Genomic DNA, 20,166 nt, shown 5'->3' with positions numbered 1-20,166 from the left:
GCGATATAGGTCCGTGTAGACCTTAATTACAGTCTGTAGACCTTAAATACCTGGAGGGAAAGGCGTCGATTCAAGATGTGCGAACACCTCCTCCCCCACAATCGGCTTCCCTCTGTCCACTATTCTCCGATAATAGTGCTGGAAACCACTGAACTCGCTCAGAAATGAATATGTATGTATTGTCTTCCGGACTATTGTTCAACATATGCGAACATATAAGTCAGTCTGGTGCAACGGTGGTAGTATGCCTCCGACCGGTGGTGACGACGGACCGCGGACGTTACAGACCGTCTCAATGTCTGCCCAGGTGCTGGCGACGCTCAAAGAGCTCGACGGGGCTGGCGTGACGGAACTCGCGACGGAGCTCGACCTCTCGAAAAGCACTGCCCACATCCACCTGACGTCGCTGGTGGAGAACGGGCTCGTAGTGAAGCGTGACGGAAAGTACGCGCTCGCACTCAAACTGTTCGCGTTCGGGGAGTACGTCCGGAGTCGGAACCAGTTGTATCGGCACGGGAAGCCACAGGTCGACGAACTCGCCAACGAAACGGGACAATACGTCCACATCGTGACCGAGGAGAACGGGCGCGCTATCAACCTCTATCAGGTGAAAGGCGATACCAGCGTGAGCGGCGAGTACCAGACGTCGAAGCCCCAGCAGCGGGACCACCTGCATTACACCGCCTCCGGGAAGGCGATTCTCGCCTCCCTTCCCGAGCGACGCGTCGAGGAAATCATCGAGGGTCACGGCCTGCCGGAGCGAACGGCGAATACGGTAACCGACCCCGAGGCGCTGTTCGAAGAGCTATCAGCCATCCGCCAGCGCGGGTACGCGTACAACAACGAGGAGGAGATCGAGGGGTTCCGTGCGATAGCGGCACCGGTTCAGACACCGGACGGCGACGTTTTGGGCTCCCTGAGCGTCTCGGGGCCCGCAAGCGTCCTACAGGGGGACCGGTTCGAAGAGACCCTCCCGAAACAGGTCGTCAATTCGGCCAACGTTATCGAAGTCAACATCAACATGAGCAATCGGTCGTGAGCCCGACACCCCCGTTCGAGTATCTTGAACGTCACACACTGAACTGGCAGGGTACAGTGTAACCCGGAAGACCATCCCGGAGCGACGCAGGTTCACATAACATCTGTACGTTTGTTACGTTGTGATGTCGATGACGAGCCGCCCGACTAAACACTCAGGCCTGTCTTATCGTCATATGGGTCCAAAAATAAGAATACGAGCTTAGAAAAATGCCATTCTAGTTCAGTAACCCAGCATATATAGATGAATGTTGGGATATGAATACAGAATAGTTCGGAGCTGTAATTCGATGTCTGCCCCAGAGATGTTAATTCTTTTTGCCGCCGATACGTGTGTGAATATCTCAAAGACATCAACTGGCGAACAGCCGCCGCTCAGCGCGCTCGTGTTCGGCGGCTAATACGTCTACCAGGGGAGCAAACGGAGTCATTTCACCTATCCCATTGTCCGCGCTCTTCTCGACTGCGGCTGTCATCGCCGGCCGCAGTTCGTCCAGAATCCGCTGGGCGTCCGTGTGGCCAAGCGAGAGGAGCCGTTGGGCTGCGCCTAGCAGCCCGGTGACGAAGCCGTGACAGCACAGCAAACAGGCCTCGCGGACGGCCACGTCGGCAAGTCCCGTCGCAACGCCGAGCACGACGGCGTAGTTTCCGGGTGCCTCGTCAGCGTCGACGCGTTCGGCGTAGCGGTCCAGCAGCGCCTCCTCGCGCAGTTCCGTCTGAAGCGAGAGTAGCCGGTCGCCGGATTGCTGGGCGCTCTCGCGGAACTCGGCGGCCAGCGTCACGGCCGAAAGCCGCCGGTCGGCCCGACAGACTGTATCCAGGTCTCCGCCGTTCGCCGCGGCGTGTGCGGCCCGGAGCGCGACGAGTTCGGCGGGGCCGACTTGCTGACGAAGATATGTCGAGAGGAGCGATTTGAGGTCCGCAGCGTCTTCGACCCGGTCGTCCTGAATGAACTGTTCCAGCCCGTACGAGACGGTGTAGGTTCCGACAGGGAGAAACGAGTCTGCCAACCGGAACGATTCCAGCGTCGCGGCGTCAGTCATTGGTCGCCTCCATCGATAGTACGGACGTCGTGGTTGTGGGAGTGGCCAGTGCCGCCGTGACTGTGGCCGCCGTGCGTGTGGTCACCGTCGCTGTGGCTGTGATCTACCCCACTATCATCGAATGTGGTCGGCGGCACGTGCTCGTACCGCGTCGGTACGTCTGCGGGGAGCAGGTCGGCCACCGCGGCTTCCATTCGTTTCTTCGAGTCAGTCACGGGGAACAGGGCCTCTTGCCCGCGGACCGCGAGGTTCCAGTGTCTGTTTCCGACTGCGTGACCGAGCTCCAGTGCCGCGGTCGGCGACACATCGCTATCGGCGAAATCGAGTATCATGGCCTCTATTGCGGCGAGTTCGACGATGACGAGTGTCCCGTCCTCAGCTTCCAGTACGTCGCCGTCCGCGAGATCTCGGGCGAGGACGATACCGAGATCCCGGTTGTCTGTCGTCTCAGTGCGGACACGGGAGCGCCGGCGTTCGGTGTCGGAGAGTACGACGGTGGCGTGGTCCGATGTATCGACGGCCTCCGCGACAGCATCATCGTTGCGGTGGCCGAGATAGGTGTCTGCGACCAGCATCAGTACTTCCTCCCGGACGGTGCGGGGGCGTCCAGCAACTTCTGTCGAGCGTGGTCCCAGGCCGCGTGGAGCGTCGACTGTACGGTCTCGGCCCGGTCCCCGAGGGCACGGACCGCGACGCCGGCATCGTTCGGCAGCGCTGTCGCACCGGCTCGGGCTTCACCGTCAGCGACAACCGAGTGAAGCGCATCGCTCAGTTCGGTCCCGTCACGATCCGGCGCGAGGACGAATGTCGTCCCGTAGACCGTGAACTCGCCGAGAACGCCGGGTGCCGTGGGGTCCTCGTCCCCCGGTGTCAGGTGTGTCGCGTCCTCAAACAGAAGCCCGTCGGGCCCGGTCCCGCGCACCCTGGAGAGGTACCGTTCGAACTCGAAACGCTCACCCCGGGCGAGACGACCCGGGACGACCACGTCGCTGACCACGGCGGTCGCGCCGGGGGCTAAGTCGACTGAAAGCTCCTGCAGGTAGCGGGAGTCAGCGTGGAGAATCGTTGGTTCTGGGACGTAGTCTAGGTGGCCGCCAGCACCGACGCTGAGGGTCGTATCAGCGGCCGCGTAGTTACACGTCATTGTCTGGACCTTCGTCGAGCTCTGAGTCGAGACGTGTGCGATGGCGTCGTCTCCGACGGTTATCGATACGTCGTGGCGGTCACCCTGAGCGACGCCACCGGTCGGCGACTGGACGAAGACTGTATCGGCCTCAGGGAGTGGGTCGTAGCCCAGCGTCCCCGAGATGTGGAACGGAACCGTTGCGTAGTCGTGGACCAGGGTCGTTCCCTCAGCCGTCCGCTCGAAGGTCAGTTCGAGTACGCCGTCTTTCCCGGGGGACCCCACGGCAGCCTGCGGCACGGCCTCGGTGGCATATCCCTCGAACGCCGGATGGGGCGCGTCGGCGGCCATCAGGCGAACAGCACCCCGTCGCGGACGTGTGTCAGCACCTCGTCGATGTTCGTCTCGTCCTTGCAGTTGGTGAAGACGACGGGGCCGTCCCGAACCCCGTTGGCGTCCCGTTCCATCACGTTGAGGTCGACGCCGACGTGGGGGGCAAGGTCGGTCTTGTTGACGACGAGCAGGTCACAGTCGACGACCCCCGGCCCGCGTTTGCGGGGGATATCTTCCCCCTCCGCGACCGAGATGACGTACAGCGAGTAATCGGCGAGTTCGGGGTTGAACGTCGCCGCGAGGTTGTCGCCCCCGCTTTCGACCAGCACCAAGTCGAGTTCCGGATGCTCGGCGAGGAACGAATCGATCTGCTGGAGGTTCATCGACGGGTCCTCGCGGATGCCCGTGTGCGGACACGCCCCGGTTTCGACGCCGGCGACGAGGTCTTCGGGCACGACGCCGGCGAAGCGCTCGCGGAGCACGTCTGCGTCCTCCTGTGTGAGGATGTCGTTGGCGATGACACCCACATCCAAGCCCTGCTCGCGGAGTTCGGGGACGAGGGCGGTCAACAGTGAGGTCTTTCCGGACCCGACCGGGCCACCGATGCCGACCGTTGCTACATCGCGGTGTGTGAGACTCATTCGTCTGTCCCCGCCGAGTCTCCGCCATCGGTCGCCGCTTCCGATTCCGTCGGTTCGTTGTCGGCTGACCCGACGCTGTCGGAGCGAATCGGATCGTGAACCGTGACCAGTTTCGTCCCGTCGGGGAACACCGGTTCGACCTGAATCATGTCTATCATCTCCGGGACGCCGTCCATCACGTCCTCGCGGCCGAGCAGTTTCGACGCGCCGGAGCGGATTTCGGCGACTGACTGGCCGTCCCGGCCTCGCTCGATGCACCAGTCGCTGATGTAGGCGACGGCTTCGGGGTGGTTCAGCGGGACACCGCGTTCCTTGCGGCGTCGCGCGATCTCTGCGGCGGTAAAGACCGTGAGTCGCTCCTGTTCTTTGGCTGTGAGTTTCATAGCAGGTATCGCTGCGCGAGTGGGAGTTCTGAAGCCGGTTCGCAGGTGACGTGGTCGCCGTCAACCCGGACCTCGAAGGTCTCGGGGTTGACCTCGATGTCGTCCGGACAGTAGCTGTTGTGCACCATGTCGTCCTTGCCGGGTGTACGCGCTCCCTTGATCGGAACGACACGGGAGTCGAGGCCGTACTTTTCGTCGATGCCAGCTTCGGCGGCTGCTGGAGAGACGAACGACAGTGAAAGGGCGTGCTTGGCCTTGCCGACCGCACCGGCGCGTTCGCGCTGGAGAATCGGCTCGCAGGTCATCAGCGACCCGTTGGCCTCGCCCATCTCGGAGTGGACCGGGAACCCGCCCTTGAACGTCATCGCCGGCTTGACGCCGAAGAACGCGGGGTCCCAGAGGCAGATGTCCGCCAGTTTTCCGGGTTCGAGCGTCCCGACGTGGTCCTCGATGCCGGCGCTGATGGCAGGGTTGACGGTGTACTTGGCGATGTAGCGCTTGAGGCGGTGGTTGTCCGCGCCCGTCCCTTCGTCTTCGGGCAGCGGGCCGCGCTGGGACTTCATCTTCGAGGCTGTCTGCCACGTCCGTGGGATGACTTCGGCCATCCGCCCCATCGCCTGGGAGTCTGAGGTCATCATCGAAATCGCGCCCATGTCGTGGAGCACGTCCTCGGCAGCGATGGTTTCCGCGCGAACCCGGGATTCGGCGAAGGCTACGTCCTCCGGTACGTCGGGGTTGAGGTGGTGACACACCATCACCATGTCCAGATGCTCGTCGAACGTGTTATCGGTGTATGGCATCGAGGGGTTCGTTGAGGACGGGAGCATGTTCGGCTCGCCGACCATCTCCATGATGTCCGGCGCGTGACCACCCCCTGCGCCCTCGATGTGGAAGAGGTGCATCGTCCGCCCGTCGACGGCCCCGAAAGTGTTCTCGAGGAATCCGGCTTCGTTCAGCGTGTCCGTGTGCATACACACCTGCACGTCCTCGTCTTCGGCGACTTCGAGGCAGGTGTCGATGGTCTCGGGCGTCGACCCCCAGTCCTCGTGGAGTTTCAGCCCGCAGGCACCGGCTTCGACCTGCTCACGGAGCGGGCCAGGTTCGGAGGCGTTGCCCTTTCCGTAGAAGCCGACGTTGACTGGCCACGCCTCGGCGGCCTGCAGGAAGCGCTTGACGTTCTCTGGCCCGGTCGTACAGGTGGTCGCGCCGCCGCCGTACCCCCCGCCGAGCATCGTCGTGATGCCGCCCGACAGCGCGTGTTCGTGTAGCTGTGCGGAGTTGAAGTGGACGTGGATGTCCAGGCCGCCGGCGGTCGCTATCTTCCCCTCGGCCGGATACACGTCTGTCGACGGGCCGACAACCATGTCGACGCCATCCATCGTGTCGGGGTTACCCGCCTTTCCGATGCCGGCGATTTCCCCGTTGCGAATCCCGATATCGGCGGCGACGATACCGAGCACTGGGTCGATAATCGTCGCGTTCGTCAGCACCCAATCGAGTGCCCCCTCTGCCTGTGTGACGCCGGGAGCCATTCCCAGCCCGTCCCGGAGCGTCTTCCCGCCGCCGAAAACCGCCTCGTCACCGTGGGTGCGAAGGTCCCTCTCCACTTCGGCGAACAGCTCCGTGTCGCCTAGCCGGATCTTATCGCCCGTTGTCGGCCCGTACAGTTCCGCGTAGTTCTCGCGGTCGATGTCGCGTGTCATTGGTCGGACTCCGTGTCGCCGTCGTCCGGTGCCACCTCGCCCGTGTCTCCGAACCCTGCCGCACGCATGCGCTCGACAGCGTTGCTCGTATCGCCGTCGACGCTCCCGTTGACCAGTCCGTTCATCCCGTGGGCGCGGCGCTTCCCGCCGATTTCCACGAGTTCGACCGTCTGTTCGTCGCCGGGCTCGAACCGGACCGCCGTCCCGGCAGGGATGTTCAGACGCATCCCAATGGCCGCTTCGCGGTCGAACGAGAGGGCCGCGTTGGCCTCGAAAAAGTGGAAATGCGACCCAACTTGCGAGGGTCTGTCGCCGGTGTTCCCGACAGTCACTTCCGTCGTTTCCCGGTCTTCGTTCAGCGTCACTGTCCCTTCGCCTGGGATGACCTCGCCGGGCACGAGTTCGTCACTCATCGCGCCACCGCCCGAGTGTTTCTGACTGTTTGTCTATCATCTGACCCTCTCTTTGAATACACATACTAAAATGGTTGCTCTCTGCGCAAGTGACGCCTCTATATCGAAAATTGGATTAAATGCTAAATTTTCGAGCGCATATAAAGGGGTCCCGCTATCGAATTGTCTTACTTCTCGGGGTTAACGCGACTCACGTCCAGTCTGCCGGCAGTGGCGACGATAGGTGGCACCTGTAGCGCGGGCGAGAATATGACGGGCCATTTGGGTGCCGAGGGCGCAAAACTGGCCGACAGCAGCAAGACAAACCACCGCGAATGAAAAATACCATTATTTTCTCTTTTTGCTGTATTGACCAGCGGCATCCCAAAATTACTGATTAATTCAAATTTGCACGCTAATCCTAGTGGTTTCGCTGCCTATTCGTCATATCCTTTGACGACCTTATACTCTCCAGACTGTGTGGAGGACAATATAAGATAAGAGTGGTAAACCTTATTTTCCCCCTCCCGGACGGCAACACTGTGAGCGAAATCATGGACGAACGTTCGGATATAGTAAGTAAAGAACGAGAGATGACCAAGGACTGTGGATATAAGGGTAGTAACGGCAACCCGAACTTGGAGGTGAAAGCATGAGCCGGTCCCCCCTCAGCCGCCGGCAGTTCCTCGGTGCGAGCGGGGCCGCACTTGTCACCGGCCTCGCCGGCTGTTCCGCCGGCGAAGGTGGGACCTCGACGGATACTGCGAGTAGCACCGACACGCTCAAAATCGGGGTCCTGGAGGACCAGTCCGGGAACTTCGCCCTCGTCGGCGACCCGAAGGCAAAGGCGTCGATGCTCGCTATCGAGGAGATCAACGCCAACGGTGGTATCGACGGGATGCAGATCGAGACGTTCCAGCGTGACCCCCAGTCTGACAATCAACGCTACCAGGAACTCACCCGTACGGCGATCAACGAGGAGAACGTCGACGCGCTGTGGGCCGGCTACTCCTCGGCTACCCGGGAGGCCATCCGTCCGATAATCGACCGCAACGAACAGCTCTACTTCTACACCACCCAGTACGAGGGCGGTGTCTGTGACGAGTTCACCTTTGCGGTCGGGCCGACCGCCCGCCAGCAGCTCGGCATCGTGCTCCCGTATCTGGTTGAGGAGTTCGGCCCGGACATCTACACCATCGCGGCCGACTACAACTTCGGTCAGCTCTCAGCCGACTGGGTGAAGGTACTGGCCAACGAGAACGACGCAAACGTCCTCGGCGAGGAGTTCATCCCGCTGAGCGAGTCCTCCTTCGGGTCGACCATCAACCGGATTCAGGAGGCGGATCCGGACTTCGTCATGTCGATGCTCGTCGGAGCGAACCACACGTCGTTCTACGAACAGAAGGCCTCTGCCGGGCTCGATATCCCTATCGGCACCTCGACGGCGATGGCACAGGGATACGAACACCGACGGCTCGACGCCCCGGCGATGGCCAACATCTACGCGGGCGTCAACTACATGGAGGAGGTACCGACGACGAGCAACACGAGTGACGGCGGCTTCGTCGACCGGTACTACGAGATGTACCCCGACGCACCGTACCTCAACGAAGAGGCCGAGACCAACTACTTCTCGACGTACATGTACAAGAAAGCCGTCGAGCAGGCCGGGACCACCGAACAGCCAGAAGTCATCGACGCCCTGGAGTCGGGCATCGAACTCGGTACCGAGGAGGCACCCGAAGCACCCGAGGGAGATACCATCAGCCTCGACGGCGCGACCCACCACGTCGACCACCACATGTGGATCATGCGTGCCGACGAGGAGCACAACGTCGAGGCTGTCGAGAACCGACAGATCCCCGAGACGTTCCTTTCGGAGACGGCCGGCTGTAACCTCCCCGAGAACCCGGAACAGACCCAGTACACGCCAGTGGACTACTACGAGGAGGCCGAGTAGGGATGGTAAACGGGATCAACCTCGCGCTTCAGTTCCTTGATAGCTTCGCGTTCATCGTGCTCGCCGCAGCGGGGTTGGCCATCATCTTCGGGATTATGGGCGTCATCAATCTGGCACACGGGGAGTTCATCCTCATCGGTGCCTACACCGCGACGCTGGCCGTGACGCAACTCGGCCTCCCGCTCGTCGTGGCGATGCTCGTCGGCGGTCTGGTCACCGGCCTCTTCGGGATCGTGACCGAGCGGGTGATTATCTCCGGAGCCTGGCCCAATTACATCAGTCAACGGACGCTGGGTCGGGATGTCATCGAACCGCTGTACGACCGTCTGGCCGACTCGATGGTCGCCACGTTCGGGCTCAGTCTGATACTGACCCAGGGGGCCAGAATCCGCTTCGGGAACTCCATCGACCAGATCGCCACGCCGTTCGGTGCAATCTCGTATGGGGCGTTCTCCTATTCGACGTACCGGATCGTCCTGGCTGGCGTCAGCATCGGGCTGCTCCTGGCCACCTACTACCTGTTCACCCGGACGGACTTCGGGATGCGCGCCCGGGCGACGATACAGGACAAGGAAACGGCACAGGCCATGGGCGTCAACACTGACCGGATGTATATGCTGACGTTCGGATTCGGATCGGCGCTGGCCGGGCTGACCGGCGCACTGTTCGCGCCGGTCATCTCGATGCAGCCGACGCTGGGCGACCAGTTCCTGGTCGAGGCGTTCGTCGCTGTCGTCGTCGGCGGCCCGAGCGTCGTCCTCGGGACCGCGCTGTCGGGAGGCGTCCTCGGGGCGATTCTGGCCACGTTCTCGAACCTCTACGGGACGTTCATCGGCCGTATCGCGCTGCTCGTCGCCGCGCTCATCGCCCTCCGGTTCCTCCCCGACGGCATCACCGGATTCATCGAACAACTGCGGCAACGGAGACAGGAGAGCGACTAGATGTCGAGAAACAGTGCAAACGGCGGGGCGAACAGGTCGCTCCCGAGTCGGCTTCGAAGCCGGTTCGAGGGGCCGAATACGATAGGGGAGTCGCGTGGATTCTGGGTCGGCTTCGCTGTCGCCGTCGCGGCGCTCGTCGTCTACCCAGTGTTCGGCGATGGCTCACAACTGTCGCTGTTCATGGTGCTGGCCCTGCTGGGGCTTTCGCTGTCGGTCGTCTGGGGCTACTCGGGCGTACTGAGCTTCGGGCAGGTCGTCTTCTTCGGCATCGGGGCCTACACGTTCGGCGTCGTCTCGATCAACTTTGCGACTCCGGGCGGTATCACGGCTGCCGTCGTCGCCGGTATCGTCGTCGGTGGCCTCAGCGCGGCGATACTGGGCTACTTCATGTTCTACGGCGGGGTGCGGGATGTCTACGTGACCATCATCACGCTCGTCTCGACAATCGTCATGCACACGTTCATGGCCCAGACCGCCGGGTCCGAATGGGCCATCGGCGAGGCGGCGCTGGGCGGGTTCAACGGCATGCCGGACATCCCGCTGCTGACGCTCGGCATCGAAGGAGCTTCCTACCAGTTCATCTACAACCCGTTCCCGATGCGGGTTGTTGGCATCGGGGCATTCGAGATCAGCCCGTTCTACTACCTCGTCTTGCTCCTGCTGGTCGGGACGTACCTCGCACTGCGAGCCCTCGTCAATTCCGACTACGGCCGCGTGATGGTCGCTGTCCGGGAGGACGAGGACCGTACCGAGATGTTTGGCTACAACGTGACCCGCGTCAAGTTCGTCGTGTTCACGCTCGGGGGAGCGCTGGCAGGCCTGTCAGGCGTCCTGTATGCCGCACGGAACGTCTACATCGACCCGACCGTGTTCTCGCTGCTGTTCGCGACGCTGCCGGTCATCTGGGTGAGCATCGGCGGCCGAAAGAGCCTGCTCGGGGCCGTCGTCGCCACGCTTGCCGTCGAATACCTCCGGATCTCCATGGCCGGGGAGCTGGCGCTGGTCCTGCTTGGCACCCTACTCCTGGTGACAATTCTGGTCCTGCCGAGCGGCTTCGTTCCGTGGCTCCATGAGCAGATTGTCGAAACTCGACTCGGGCCGGGAGAAGCCGGTGGGGCTGATGCACCCGACGCGCCGAGTGAGGTGAGTGACTAATGAGTGATACTGAAACTGAATCCGATATCGATTCGCTCGGACCGAACGTCCGGCAGACCGCCGCGGAACTGGCAACGGGTGACAGAACAGACACGCTGCTCCAGACCGACGGGCTCGTCAAGCAGTTCGGCGGATTCACTGCCACTGATGACGTAGACTTCTCGGTTTCCGAGGGGGAGCTACGTTGTCTCATCGGCCCCAACGGCGCTGGCAAGTCAACGTTACTGAACCTGATTACCGGGACCTACGAGGCGAGTGACGGCAGTATCTACTACAACGGCCACGACATCACCAACCTCGACCCGCACGAGCGGGTCTCTCGTGGTATCAGTATGAAATTCCAGGTTCCGTCCGTCTATGGCGACCTGAGCGTCAGAGAGAACGTCAGGCTTCCCGTCCAGCAGTTCGCTGACGGGGAGGAGCGACGGCGGCTGGTCGCCGAGGCCATCGAGGCTGCGGGCCTTACCGGCTACGAGGACGTGGCTGCTGGACAGCTCTCACACGGCCAGCAACAGCAACTTGAGATCGGGATGGCCGCCGCGCTCGAACCCGACCTGCTCCTGCTAGACGAGCCGGTCGCCGGCCTCGACGTAGCCGAACGGGAAGCTATCGCCGAGCGGATCAGGCGGCTCAACGAGGAGCAAGGGATCGCCTTCGTCGTCATCGAACACGACACCGATTTCGTTGCGAGCATCGCAGAAGAAGTGACGGTCCTGCACAACGGCGAGGTGTTCCGCGAAGGGCCGATAGGAGAGATCGAGTCTGACTCGGAGGTCCAGCGGATATACTTGGGAGGTGAGTCATGATGCTCGAACTCGACGACGTTTCCGCTGCCTACGACACGACACCGATACTGCGGGACGTGGATCTCTCCGTCGAGGAGGGGGAAATCGTCGGTGTAATGGGGAAAAACGGCGTCGGCAAGACGACGCTCCTGAAGACAGTGATGGGTTTGCTGGAGCCCAGCGAGGGGACCATCAGCTACGACGGCGTTGACGTGACCGACGCGAGTGCTGACGAGCGCGCCCGGGCTGGCATCGGTTATATCCCGCAGGGCCGGGACGTGTTCCCCAAGCTAACCGTTGAACAGAACATTAGGATGGGCGAGACAATCCGGTCGGACAGCGACGAGACGCTTTACGACCAGATATACGACTACTTCCCCGTGCTTGAAGAACGGGCCAGCCAGGAAGCCGGCACGCTCTCGGGCGGACAACAGCAGATGCTCGCCATCGGTCGTGCACTGATCTCAAACCCAGACCTGCTCTTGCTCGATGAACCGTCCGAGGGCATCCAGCCCTCTATCGTCGATCAGATCAGCCAGGATATGCAGACGATCAACGATGACCTCGGGACGACGATTCTGTTCGTCGAGCAGAACCTCGGGGTCATCCGCGAGATGGCCGATCGCTGTTACGCGATGGAGCGTGGCACAGTCGTCGACGAACTCGGCCCGTCGACGATTGCCGACGAGGACGCGATTGCGGAGTACCTCGCGGTCTGAGACGGTGCCCGTCGCTGTTCCGCCCCCTGGAACCAACTCGGGCGGTCGCCTGTGGAACGACGAACTCGTCTCACAGACCGTATGCGGCGTGAAGTGCTGGCCGAAGGCATCGCTTGACATGCCATACTACTCGTAGACAGTACCCAGAACGTCAGCATCGGTGGCTGCCATTCGTTCTGGGAGCTGCCCGAACGCTTTCGAAAAAAGATCAACCGACCGTTTCCTTCGGGATAGTCCATATCGCCGCGCTCGCGGTAGTCGTCGACGATCTCCAGGTATGGGTCGTCTCGGCTCTGCAGTGCGAAAACATGAGGGTGACCCAGTCTCGGAAGACTGTGTGGGCGCTGTGTCCTCGCTGGCGGATCTGCTCAAGCGTTTCAAGAATCTCGTTGACGTCGAGCTGTGGCGAAGCCATACTTTCTCAATCCAGAGAGAGTCACACAATCTGGCCTACCAGTTAGCGTCGCTCAGGGGTTATACTCGTCGGTCTGGTCGGTACAGGGAGGTCATCAGATCGCGTTCGATTGCTACGATCGGGTCACTAGGATTGAGGCAGCGTCTCAATAGAGGTTGTCGCTCCCTTCACCGAAGACTACTCTGAACCGCCCCAACCGCCCGCCATTTACTTGTTCCTCTACGAAGACAGTGTCGTCTTCCTGCCCCATGTCGAACGTGCGATCCGTATTCGATGGCTCTTCACCGACAGTAATCGCCGCTTCGTTCTCACCCGTGAAGTACACATACGCGGTATCTCCCTCGGCAAAGTCACTCTGGAACGTCGGCGCACGGTCAAACGCTACGTTTGACTCCGCATCGGTAACTCGGAGCTCTGTCCCCGACTCAACTGTTGTACCGCCGGCGTGTTCGAGTACAGCCCACGATCGGTCGTTTCGAAGTTGGCCTTCGATGTGGACAGCGGACTCGGCGAAGTCTGGGATATCAACAGTGGTATCTCCGACGCCAGTCGTCTCGTACCTGTATACACTAGGTTCCAGGCATCCGTCTTTAGTTAGGAGACGAACCGCATGACAGCAGCGGCGTATCGAGGTATGTTTGCGGAAGGAACGAGGAGGTGTCGAGTGTGTNCATCCGTCTTTAGTTAGGAGACGAACCGCATGACAGCAGCGGCGTATCGAGGTATGTTTGCGGAAGGAACGAGGAGGTGTCGAGTGTGTACCACGAAACCTCCTCATCTCGAATTATGCGTCGGCTCACTACACTGTTTCCCTCCGAATTCCTCGAAGAGCACGCCGAGGAACTCGGCGTGGTCGAACGTGATCGCAAGCTCCAGATTCCCGCCTTCGTCTGGTCGTTCGTGTTCGGCTTCGCCGCAGGCGAACGCCGAACACTCGCTGGGTTCAGGCGGAGCTACAACTCGACAGCTGACGAGCCGATCTCTCCCGGCGGCTTCTATCAGCGGTTGACACCGTCGCTCGTGGAGTACCTCCGCGACCTCGTCGAGCGAGGTCTCGACGAGGTCGCTGTCCCAGACGCTGTCGATGCTGATATCGACCGGTTCAAGGACGTGATGATCGCTGATGGAACGGTGTTACGGTTACACGAGTTCCTCGCTGATGAGTACGAAGCCCGTCACGAGGAGCAGGCTGGAGCGAAGCTCCACCTGCTCCACAATGCTACTGAGCAGACGATTGAACGGCTCGATGTCACCGACGAGAAAACACACGACAGCACGTTGTTCAGGACAGGCTCGTGGCTTGAGAATCGCCTCGTGTTGTTCGACTTGGCGTACTTCAAGTACCGCCGGTTTGTGTTGATCGACGAGAACGGAGGCTCCTTCGTGAGCCGGCTGAAACAGAACGCGAATCCGGTGATTACGGCTGAATTACGGGAATGGCGCGGGCGCGCCATTCCCTTGGAGGGCAAGCAGCTCCGCGATGTTCTCGATGATCTCGACCGGAGGTACATCGATGTTGAGGTCGAAGTCGAGTTCAAACGCGGGCCGTACGAGGGGACGCGCTCGCTGGATACGAAGCGGTTCCGCGTCGTCGGCGTCCGTGATGAGGACGCCGACGACTACCATCTGTACATCACGAATCTGTCGAGAGAGGAGTTCTTTCCGGCAGACCTCGCGCAGATCTACCGGTGTCGGTGGGAAGTTGAGTTGCTGTTCCGTGAGTTGAAGACGCAGTACGAACTGGATGAGTTCGACACGAGCAACGAGCACGTGGTGAAGATCTTACTGTACGCAGCGTTGCTGTCACTGCTTGTAAGCCGTGATCTGCTGGATCTAGTCACTGAACAGGCTGCCGAGGAGATCGTGTTTCCGCCGGAGCGCTGGGCGGCGACCTTCCGGTCGCACGCCCAGCTCATCCTCCACGAACTCGGTGAGTACCTCGGTTATTCGCCACCGCCGCTGTTGGAGCGGTTGATCGAGGACGCACAGAAGATTCACCAGCAACGACCGATCTTACAAGAGACGCTCGCTACCGCTACGCAACCGAGGTGTGAGCACTAACTAAAGACGAATGNACAGAAGATTCACCAGCAACGACCGATCTTACAAGAGACGCTCGCTACCGCTACGCAACCGAGGTGTGAGCACTAACTAAAGACGAATGAGGTTCCAGGTTGGCTCCCTCCGGGTACACCATTTCGATATCCATCATTCGAACGTATCCTGAAGCTGTAATCTCTACTGTACCATCCACTGATTCCAGGTCTGAACTCGAATCGCTCGTCCCGGTGGGTTCGAAGACGGCCACTGGAACTTGCTCGTCCAGCGTTTCGACCCGTTCAAACTGGAGTTGCTCAAACGTGTGTTCCATAGTTTGCCGATTTACGACCGGGAGCCGAATCCCTTTACTGAAGTACGTATGCGTGTCCGGCCCTACTCGCGCATTATCGGTAAACCAGTATTGTGTCGAATCGCTTTCGTGGGTAAGCAGCATTCCCGCGTCGCCGTGTTGCCGGGTAACCTTCGTACTGTCATCACCTAAAAATCCGCCTTCCATATATTCAGTTGACTGAAACGACGTGCTGGTGAGCGTGGCAACGTGTTTGTCTACCAGCGCTGTGGATTCGGGGAAGTCTGCTGGAAGTTCTGGTTCGTCGGGTGATTGTGTCTCCGTTTCCGTCTCCATAGTAGTTTGCGCCGCCGCTTCACTACTGGGAGCTGTCCCTGTCATCGCGTCGCCAGAGGACTCAGTTGGGCTCTCATCAGAGCTGGAACATCCGCCTAAAACAGCGAAACTACTGACTGCTGAAAGGAAATATCTTCGTTGCACACAAGTAGGTTAAGAAACACTATTAAAAAGCTGATGATATAGTGACAAGCAAAGAATGACTGAATAGCGCTGTATATGGGGTTCTATTGATATATTTCTGGCCAGATTTTCGTGAAAATTATCTGTCAATATAATTTATATCTATCTGACAATTGGGGATTAATACGGTATGATCACGATGTGCCGGTATCGTATACGGTGAGGTACGCGACGCGGTATATCGTTGCGACCCTGTGGAGTCGACTAAGTGGGCATCCTAGTCTGAGACGTGACAATGTCGAATTGAAAAGCGATTTAGGGCGACCTAAACAACAGGCATATGATGAGGACTGAGTGCTCAGGAATACGGATGACGGGTGAGGGGAACGAACGAGTGGCCTGGAGCGCTGTCGAATCCGTGGCGTTTCTCTCCCGTTCTGAGCATCGCTTCCAAGTGCTCGATCTATTGGCCGAGAGCGCCCGCACCCGTGAGGGATTGGACGACCGAATGGACGCAACTCGAGTAACGCTGAGCCGCATCCTTAGTGACCTCGAAGATCGGGAATTTATCCAGCAAGGACACACCGATAGTAAGTACGAACTGTCCACCTTCGGTGAACTCGTTCACCGGGATTTCGCCCGACTGTTGGGAACGGTATCGGTCGGACAGAAATACCCCAAGCTGGTTTCGCGGCTCCCGACCGACTGGTTCGATTTCGAACCCCAGTGTCTCGTCGACGGTGAGCACATCCACGGGAAGAACGCAGATCCACTCGCGGCCGCTCGCGTTGTCGCGAACGCTATCAGGGATGGCTCCTCTTGTAGGGCACTCGTTGGAACGTTTACGTCGCTTCCGATGCACGCATACGAGGAGGAAGTCCGCTCCGGGGGTGATACTGACATGCGCGTCGTTTTCGATTCGGTCGTCACCGAAACGATGCTGGAGGATCAGTCACTACGGGCCAAGTGGCAAGCGATCGAGGATGCTACAGACCCGACCATCTATTACAGCCTCAACGAGAAGGTCCCCTGTACTGTGGATCTTATTGACGACGAGAAAGTGTTCCTTACTGTCGACCGAGAACAGCAGCCCGGCTTCGATATCATCTCGTGTTCGCACCCCGACGTGGTGGCGTGGGCCGACCGGGTGATCAGCGAGTCCTGTGATCTTGCCGTACCGCTCAGTGAGAGGTGAGCGACGCAGAGAATTGGGAAGCGTGAGCAGAGTGTGTGGGTCGTAACACGCCGTGAACATCGTTCACACCGTGTCAACTCGAACAGCGGGAATCACTAAGTGTTTTAGGCCGGGCTAAAAATGTATGGTGCGTAGACGCCAGTTGCTCACGAGTAGCGCCAGCCTGATTGCCGCCGGTTTCGCTGGCTGTACCGGGACCACCGGCGACCCGACGGAAAGCACGGGGGAATCGACGGATACCGGGACAAACACAGAAACTACAAGCGGGACTGAAGAAACCACGGCGTCGGATCCGACGCCGTACACGGTCCAGATGGAACCAAACGAGTCTTACACGTTTGAAGAAATCCCAGAGACGTACGGCGTCGGTACCAGCCCCTTCATCGACATGGGGATGGCGCTCGGCATCCATCCGACGGCGACCACTGGCCTCGAACGTGCCCCGCTGAAGTTCTACGACCTCCTCGACCTCGGGTTCGACGAGAGCCAAATCACCATGATCGCCAGTGACGCCGAGTCCGGCTACGACAAGGAGAACTTCTATGCCGCCGACGCCGACGTCTGGCTCATCTCCCGAACCAACATCGGTCGCTACGTCAACTGGGACGACTCTGACTTCGAGGACGTCGAGTCCCGGACTGGCCCCTTCCTCGGCACAACGCTTCGCTTTGCCCCTCAATCCGCCGTACAGGAGGAACCGAACCCATACACGATGTACGAGGCCTTCGAGAAGGTTGCGAAAATTTTCCAGCGCCAACAGCAGTTCCAAGCCTGGCAGTCTCTCCACGACGACCTCATGAGCACCATTGAAGACGGCCTCCCGCCAGAGGATGAACGCCCCACGGTCGCCGCCATCTGGCGTGGCGTCAGCCCCGACTCCGGCCAGTTCCGCATCGCGCCCCTCCACCGCCTCGGCAACAATACCAAGTCCTACTATCGCCTCGGCATGCAGGACGCTTTCGAGGGGCAGTACCCGGACGGCCCGGTCGGTTACGAGGAACTGCTCCGTGCTGACCCCGACTACATCGGCGCTGTCGGCACACTCACATCCACGACGCACGAGGAGTTCGTGAACACCGTCATCGAGCCGTTCGAGAACAACGAGAACGGCCAGCAACTCCGCGCCGTCCAGAACGGCAACGTCATCCGGAGTGGCGGCCAGTACATGGGTCCTATCGTCGACATGTTCTCCACTGAAGCTGTCGCGAAGCAAGTCTATCCCGACGAGTTCGGCGAGTGGCCCGGTGCGGTCGGCGGCGTCTCGGAGAGTGAGCAGCTCTTCGACCGCCAGCGCCTCATTGATATCGTCAACGGAGATCTGTAGGACCGATGGCCGAACTGTTCGACCGGCTTGCGGACCGCCGAGCGGCGGCCAGTCGCTGGTACACTGACTCGACGCTTGCGGGCGTCGCGCTCGGGAGCGTCGCAGTGTTGGTCGGGGCGACACTCCTGCAGGTGACCTTCGGTGCGTTTCCGCTGACGCTGGGAGAAGCGTGGGGTGCAGTCTTCGATCCGAGCATCTTGTTCAGCGTGGAGGCGTGGCGGGCATTCCTGCTCGGTGCTGACATCCCCGAGTGGTTCACCCAACAACAGCACATCGTCTGGAACATTCGCCTGCCGCGTATCCTCGTCGGCGTGCTCGTCGGTGCGAACCTCGCCGTTTCCGGCGCTATCTTCCAGATTATCACCCGGAACGAACTCGCCAGCCCCTACATCCTCGGGGTCAGCGACGGTGCCGGGCTCGTCGTGCTGGTCGTCCTCACGGCGTTCTCCGAGTTGCTCCCCCTTGTGCCCGTCCTCGCGGCAATCGGAGGGGGTGCAGCATTCCTGCTGGTGTACATCATCGCGTGGAAGAACGGCACTAGCCCTGTCCGGCTGGTGCTGGCGGGCGTCATTGTCAGCACTATCTTCGGGTCCGTCCAGCGCGCGCTGTTCTTTTTTATCGACGACCTCAGCACCGTGATGTCTGCACAGGCGTGGCTCTCTGGATCGCTGCTGAACACTGACTGGGGAGAGGTTCGTATCGCACTCCCGTTCACGCTGCTCGCACTCGTGCTGGCGTTCGTGGTGACAAAGGAACTGGACGTACTCGCACTCGGCGAGGAAACCGCAGATTCCCTCGGAATGCCCGTCGAAAAGATGCGATTCGCGGTCGCCGGCATCGCCGTGTTGTCGACCGCAGCGGCCATCGCGGTCGCGGGGCTCATCGGCTTCGTCGGGCTCATCGTCCCGCACATGGTCCGGAACGTCGTCGGTGGCGATTCGCGTCGACTCTTGCTCGGGTGTCTGTTTCTCGGGCCAGCGCTGCTGGTCGGTGCGGATGTCGGCGCGCGTCTCGCACTCAACCCAATCCAACTCCCGGTCGGTATCATCACGGGGCTGGTTGGCGGGCCGTACTTCCTCTATTTGATGCGGAAGACCGAAAATCTGGGTGAAATATGATGCGAGGGAATGAGATGTCACACGAGCGGGAAACGAGCCGTGAAGCGTCGAGCGATGGCACAGATGCCGTGGCGTCGCAGACAGCCCTCGATGTGGATGAACTCGTCGTCGGCTATCCAGGTGCCGATGGTCCAGTCATCGACGGTCAGACGCTTGCCGTGCCTGAGGGCGAGGTGACGGCGCTCATCGGCCCGAACGGCAGCGGCAAGTCGACACTGCTGAAGGCACTCGCGAACCGACTGGACCCTGACGATGGCCGCGTCCTGCTGGACGACCGTCGTGTTGACTCGTTCGACTCAAAGGAACTTGCACGGAAGCTCGGGCGGCTCTCCCAGCAAAACACTGCACCAGACACCATCAGCGTTGAGGAGCTCGTCGAGCGCGGACGGTACCCCCATCAGGGGTTCTTCGAGTCACAGACCGACGGCGACGAGGAAGCCGTCGACGAGGCGATTGCGATGGCCGGCGTTGAGCACCTCCGCGACCGCGAGGTCGGGACACTCAGCGGTGGACAGACGCAACTCGTCTGGATCGCGATGGTACTCGCCCAGGACACCGATATCCTCCTCTTGGACGAGCCGACGACGTTCCTCGACCCCCGCCACCAACTGGAAGTGATGCGAGTCGTGGAGAGGCTCCGTGATGAAAGTGACACCACAGTTGTCCTCGTCCTCCACGATATCTCGCAGGCGGCACGCTATGCCGACAACGTTGTCGCGCTCAAAGCGGGCACAATCTACGCTAACGGTCCGCCTGAAGCGGTCGTGACCGATGATCTCCTCGCAGATGTGTTCGATATCGACTCGGAGATCATCGAAACCAAACACGGGCCCGTGGTGGTCCCCTTAGATCCGCTCGTGGAGCATTCTCGGAACGAAACGAATGAATCTGAGATGCTACAGCGAGGAGAGAGTAGTTCCAACAAGCAGGAGTGAGGCGCACGAGCTCTGTTCAAGGGCGAGCCTCCCTTACGAATCCTGGCTGTTCGATCTCTGTCGCCCTCAACTCCCCAAAGGCGGAGAGACAGAACAGGCGACTATAGTACCAATTGAAACGATTTACACACTGATCGCACTGCTGTCGTGCGAT

Annotated in this window: 20 protein-coding genes and 1 pseudogene; 11 read left to right on the top strand and 10 right to left on the bottom strand. The window is 60.5% G+C overall.

Features of this window, described 5'->3' with window-relative positions:
• The first annotated feature begins 244 nt into the window (after window positions 1-244).
• The gene (locus C444_RS17730; RefSeq protein WP_004594427.1) at window positions 245-1,039 is read left to right on the top strand and encodes an IclR family transcriptional regulator; all 795 of its coding nucleotides are present in this window, start codon (window positions 245-247) and stop codon (window positions 1,037-1,039) included.
• Window positions 1,040-1,391: 352 nt separating this feature from the next.
• Here C444_RS17730 and C444_RS17725 read toward each other — a convergent pair whose 3' ends face one another.
• From C444_RS17725 to C444_RS17695, 7 genes are read right to left on the bottom strand one after another with little or no spacing between them, the layout of a single operon-like run.
• On the bottom strand, window positions 1,392-2,081 hold the full coding sequence (locus C444_RS17725) for an urease accessory protein UreF (RefSeq protein WP_004594426.1): 690 nt from the start codon (window positions 2,079-2,081) through the stop codon (window positions 1,392-1,394).
• A complete protein-coding gene (locus C444_RS17720; protein ID WP_004594425.1) occupies window positions 2,078-2,656 on the bottom strand; it encodes an urease accessory protein UreE in 579 nt (192 codons plus the stop codon). Before C444_RS17720 ends, C444_RS17725 begins: the two co-directional genes overlap by 4 nt.
• Window positions 2,656-3,555: an urease accessory protein UreD gene (ureD, locus tag C444_RS17715; protein ID WP_004594424.1), complete on the bottom strand. Its 900-nt coding sequence runs from the start codon at window positions 3,553-3,555 to the stop codon at window positions 2,656-2,658. Before ureD ends, C444_RS17720 begins: the two co-directional genes overlap by 1 nt.
• Window positions 3,555-4,178, bottom strand: coding sequence for an urease accessory protein UreG (ureG, locus tag C444_RS17710; RefSeq protein ID WP_004594423.1), 624 nt, complete (start codon window positions 4,176-4,178; stop codon window positions 3,555-3,557). Before ureG ends, ureD begins: the two co-directional genes overlap by 1 nt.
• Window positions 4,175-4,561 carry an urease subunit gamma gene (locus C444_RS17705; RefSeq protein ID WP_004594422.1) on the bottom strand — a complete coding sequence of 129 codons (387 nt, stop codon included), beginning with the start codon at window positions 4,559-4,561 and terminating at the stop codon, window positions 4,175-4,177. The genes ureG and C444_RS17705 overlap by 4 nt, the downstream gene beginning before the upstream one ends.
• Window positions 4,558-6,264 (bottom strand): urease subunit alpha, encoded by a 1,707-nt coding sequence (ureC, locus tag C444_RS17700; protein ID WP_004594421.1) that lies wholly within the window; start codon window positions 6,262-6,264, stop codon window positions 4,558-4,560. Before ureC ends, C444_RS17705 begins: the two co-directional genes overlap by 4 nt.
• Entirely contained in the window at window positions 6,261-6,677 is a 417-nt protein-coding gene (locus C444_RS17695; RefSeq protein ID WP_004594420.1) for an urease subunit beta, read from the bottom strand. Before C444_RS17695 ends, ureC begins: the two co-directional genes overlap by 4 nt.
• 631 nt (window positions 6,678-7,308) lie before the next feature.
• On the opposite strand from C444_RS17695, the gene C444_RS17690 reads away from it, so the two are divergent.
• From C444_RS17690 to C444_RS17670, 5 genes are read left to right on the top strand one after another with little or no spacing between them, the layout of a single operon-like run.
• On the top strand, window positions 7,309-8,616 hold the full coding sequence (locus C444_RS17690; RefSeq protein ID WP_004594419.1) for an urea ABC transporter substrate-binding protein: 1,308 nt from the start codon (window positions 7,309-7,311) through the stop codon (window positions 8,614-8,616).
• Between the two features lie 2 nt (window positions 8,617-8,618).
• Window positions 8,619-9,557 (top strand): urea ABC transporter, permease protein UrtB, encoded by a 939-nt coding sequence (gene urtB, locus C444_RS17685; RefSeq protein WP_004594418.1) that lies wholly within the window; start codon window positions 8,619-8,621, stop codon window positions 9,555-9,557.
• A complete protein-coding gene (urtC, locus tag C444_RS17680; RefSeq protein ID WP_004594417.1) occupies window positions 9,558-10,712 on the top strand; it encodes an urea ABC transporter, permease protein UrtC in 1,155 nt (384 codons plus the stop codon).
• Window positions 10,712-11,518, top strand: a complete 807-nt coding sequence (locus C444_RS17675) for an ABC transporter ATP-binding protein (protein WP_004594416.1) — start codon at window positions 10,712-10,714, stop codon at window positions 11,516-11,518. Before urtC ends, C444_RS17675 begins: the two co-directional genes overlap by 1 nt.
• Window positions 11,518-12,216: an ABC transporter ATP-binding protein gene (locus C444_RS17670; protein WP_049909602.1), complete on the top strand. Its 699-nt coding sequence runs from the start codon at window positions 11,518-11,520 to the stop codon at window positions 12,214-12,216. The genes C444_RS17675 and C444_RS17670 overlap by 1 nt, the downstream gene beginning before the upstream one ends.
• A gap of 66 nt (window positions 12,217-12,282) precedes the next feature.
• Here the strand turns inward: C444_RS17670 and C444_RS22800 are convergent.
• Both C444_RS22800 and C444_RS17660 read right to left on the bottom strand, forming a co-directional pair.
• A pseudogene (locus C444_RS22800) lies at window positions 12,283-12,631 on the bottom strand (N-6 DNA methylase); the annotation flags it as partial.
• Window positions 12,632-12,776: 145 nt separating this feature from the next.
• Window positions 12,777-12,956, bottom strand: a complete 180-nt coding sequence (locus tag C444_RS17660) for a hypothetical protein (protein WP_049909596.1) — start codon at window positions 12,954-12,956, stop codon at window positions 12,777-12,779.
• A 461-nt stretch (window positions 12,957-13,417) separates the two neighbouring features.
• Between C444_RS17660 and C444_RS17655 the strand changes: the two genes are divergently transcribed.
• The gene (locus tag C444_RS17655) at window positions 13,418-14,692 is read left to right on the top strand and encodes an IS4 family transposase (protein WP_004594413.1); all 1,275 of its coding nucleotides are present in this window, start codon (window positions 13,418-13,420) and stop codon (window positions 14,690-14,692) included.
• A gap of 64 nt (window positions 14,693-14,756) precedes the next feature.
• On the opposite strand, the gene C444_RS17650 is transcribed toward C444_RS17655, so the two are convergent.
• Window positions 14,757-15,317, bottom strand: a complete 561-nt coding sequence (locus C444_RS17650; RefSeq protein WP_152420826.1) for a hypothetical protein — start codon at window positions 15,315-15,317, stop codon at window positions 14,757-14,759.
• 493 nt (window positions 15,318-15,810) lie between these two features.
• Between C444_RS17650 and C444_RS17645 the strand changes: the two genes are divergently transcribed.
• From C444_RS17645 to C444_RS17630, 4 genes are all read left to right on the top strand, one after another.
• Window positions 15,811-16,635, top strand: coding sequence for a helix-turn-helix transcriptional regulator (locus tag C444_RS17645; RefSeq protein ID WP_004594411.1), 825 nt, complete (start codon window positions 15,811-15,813; stop codon window positions 16,633-16,635).
• 124 nt (window positions 16,636-16,759) lie between these two features.
• Window positions 16,760-17,959 (top strand): ABC transporter substrate-binding protein, encoded by a 1,200-nt coding sequence (locus C444_RS17640; RefSeq protein ID WP_004594410.1) that lies wholly within the window; start codon window positions 16,760-16,762, stop codon window positions 17,957-17,959.
• Window positions 17,960-17,964: 5 nt separating this feature from the next.
• On the top strand, window positions 17,965-19,077 hold the full coding sequence (locus C444_RS17635; protein ID WP_004594409.1) for a FecCD family ABC transporter permease: 1,113 nt from the start codon (window positions 17,965-17,967) through the stop codon (window positions 19,075-19,077).
• Window positions 19,077-20,012: an ABC transporter ATP-binding protein gene (locus C444_RS17630; RefSeq protein WP_004594408.1), complete on the top strand. Its 936-nt coding sequence runs from the start codon at window positions 19,077-19,079 to the stop codon at window positions 20,010-20,012. Before C444_RS17635 ends, C444_RS17630 begins: the two co-directional genes overlap by 1 nt.
• Window positions 20,013-20,166 lie beyond the last annotated feature (154 nt).

The sequence above is a fragment of the Haloarcula japonica DSM 6131 genome (genome assembly GCF_000336635.1).
Lineage (GTDB): Archaea > Halobacteriota > Halobacteria > Halobacteriales > Haloarculaceae > Haloarcula > Haloarcula japonica.
This window is presented reverse-complemented; position numbering and strand designations above follow the sequence as displayed.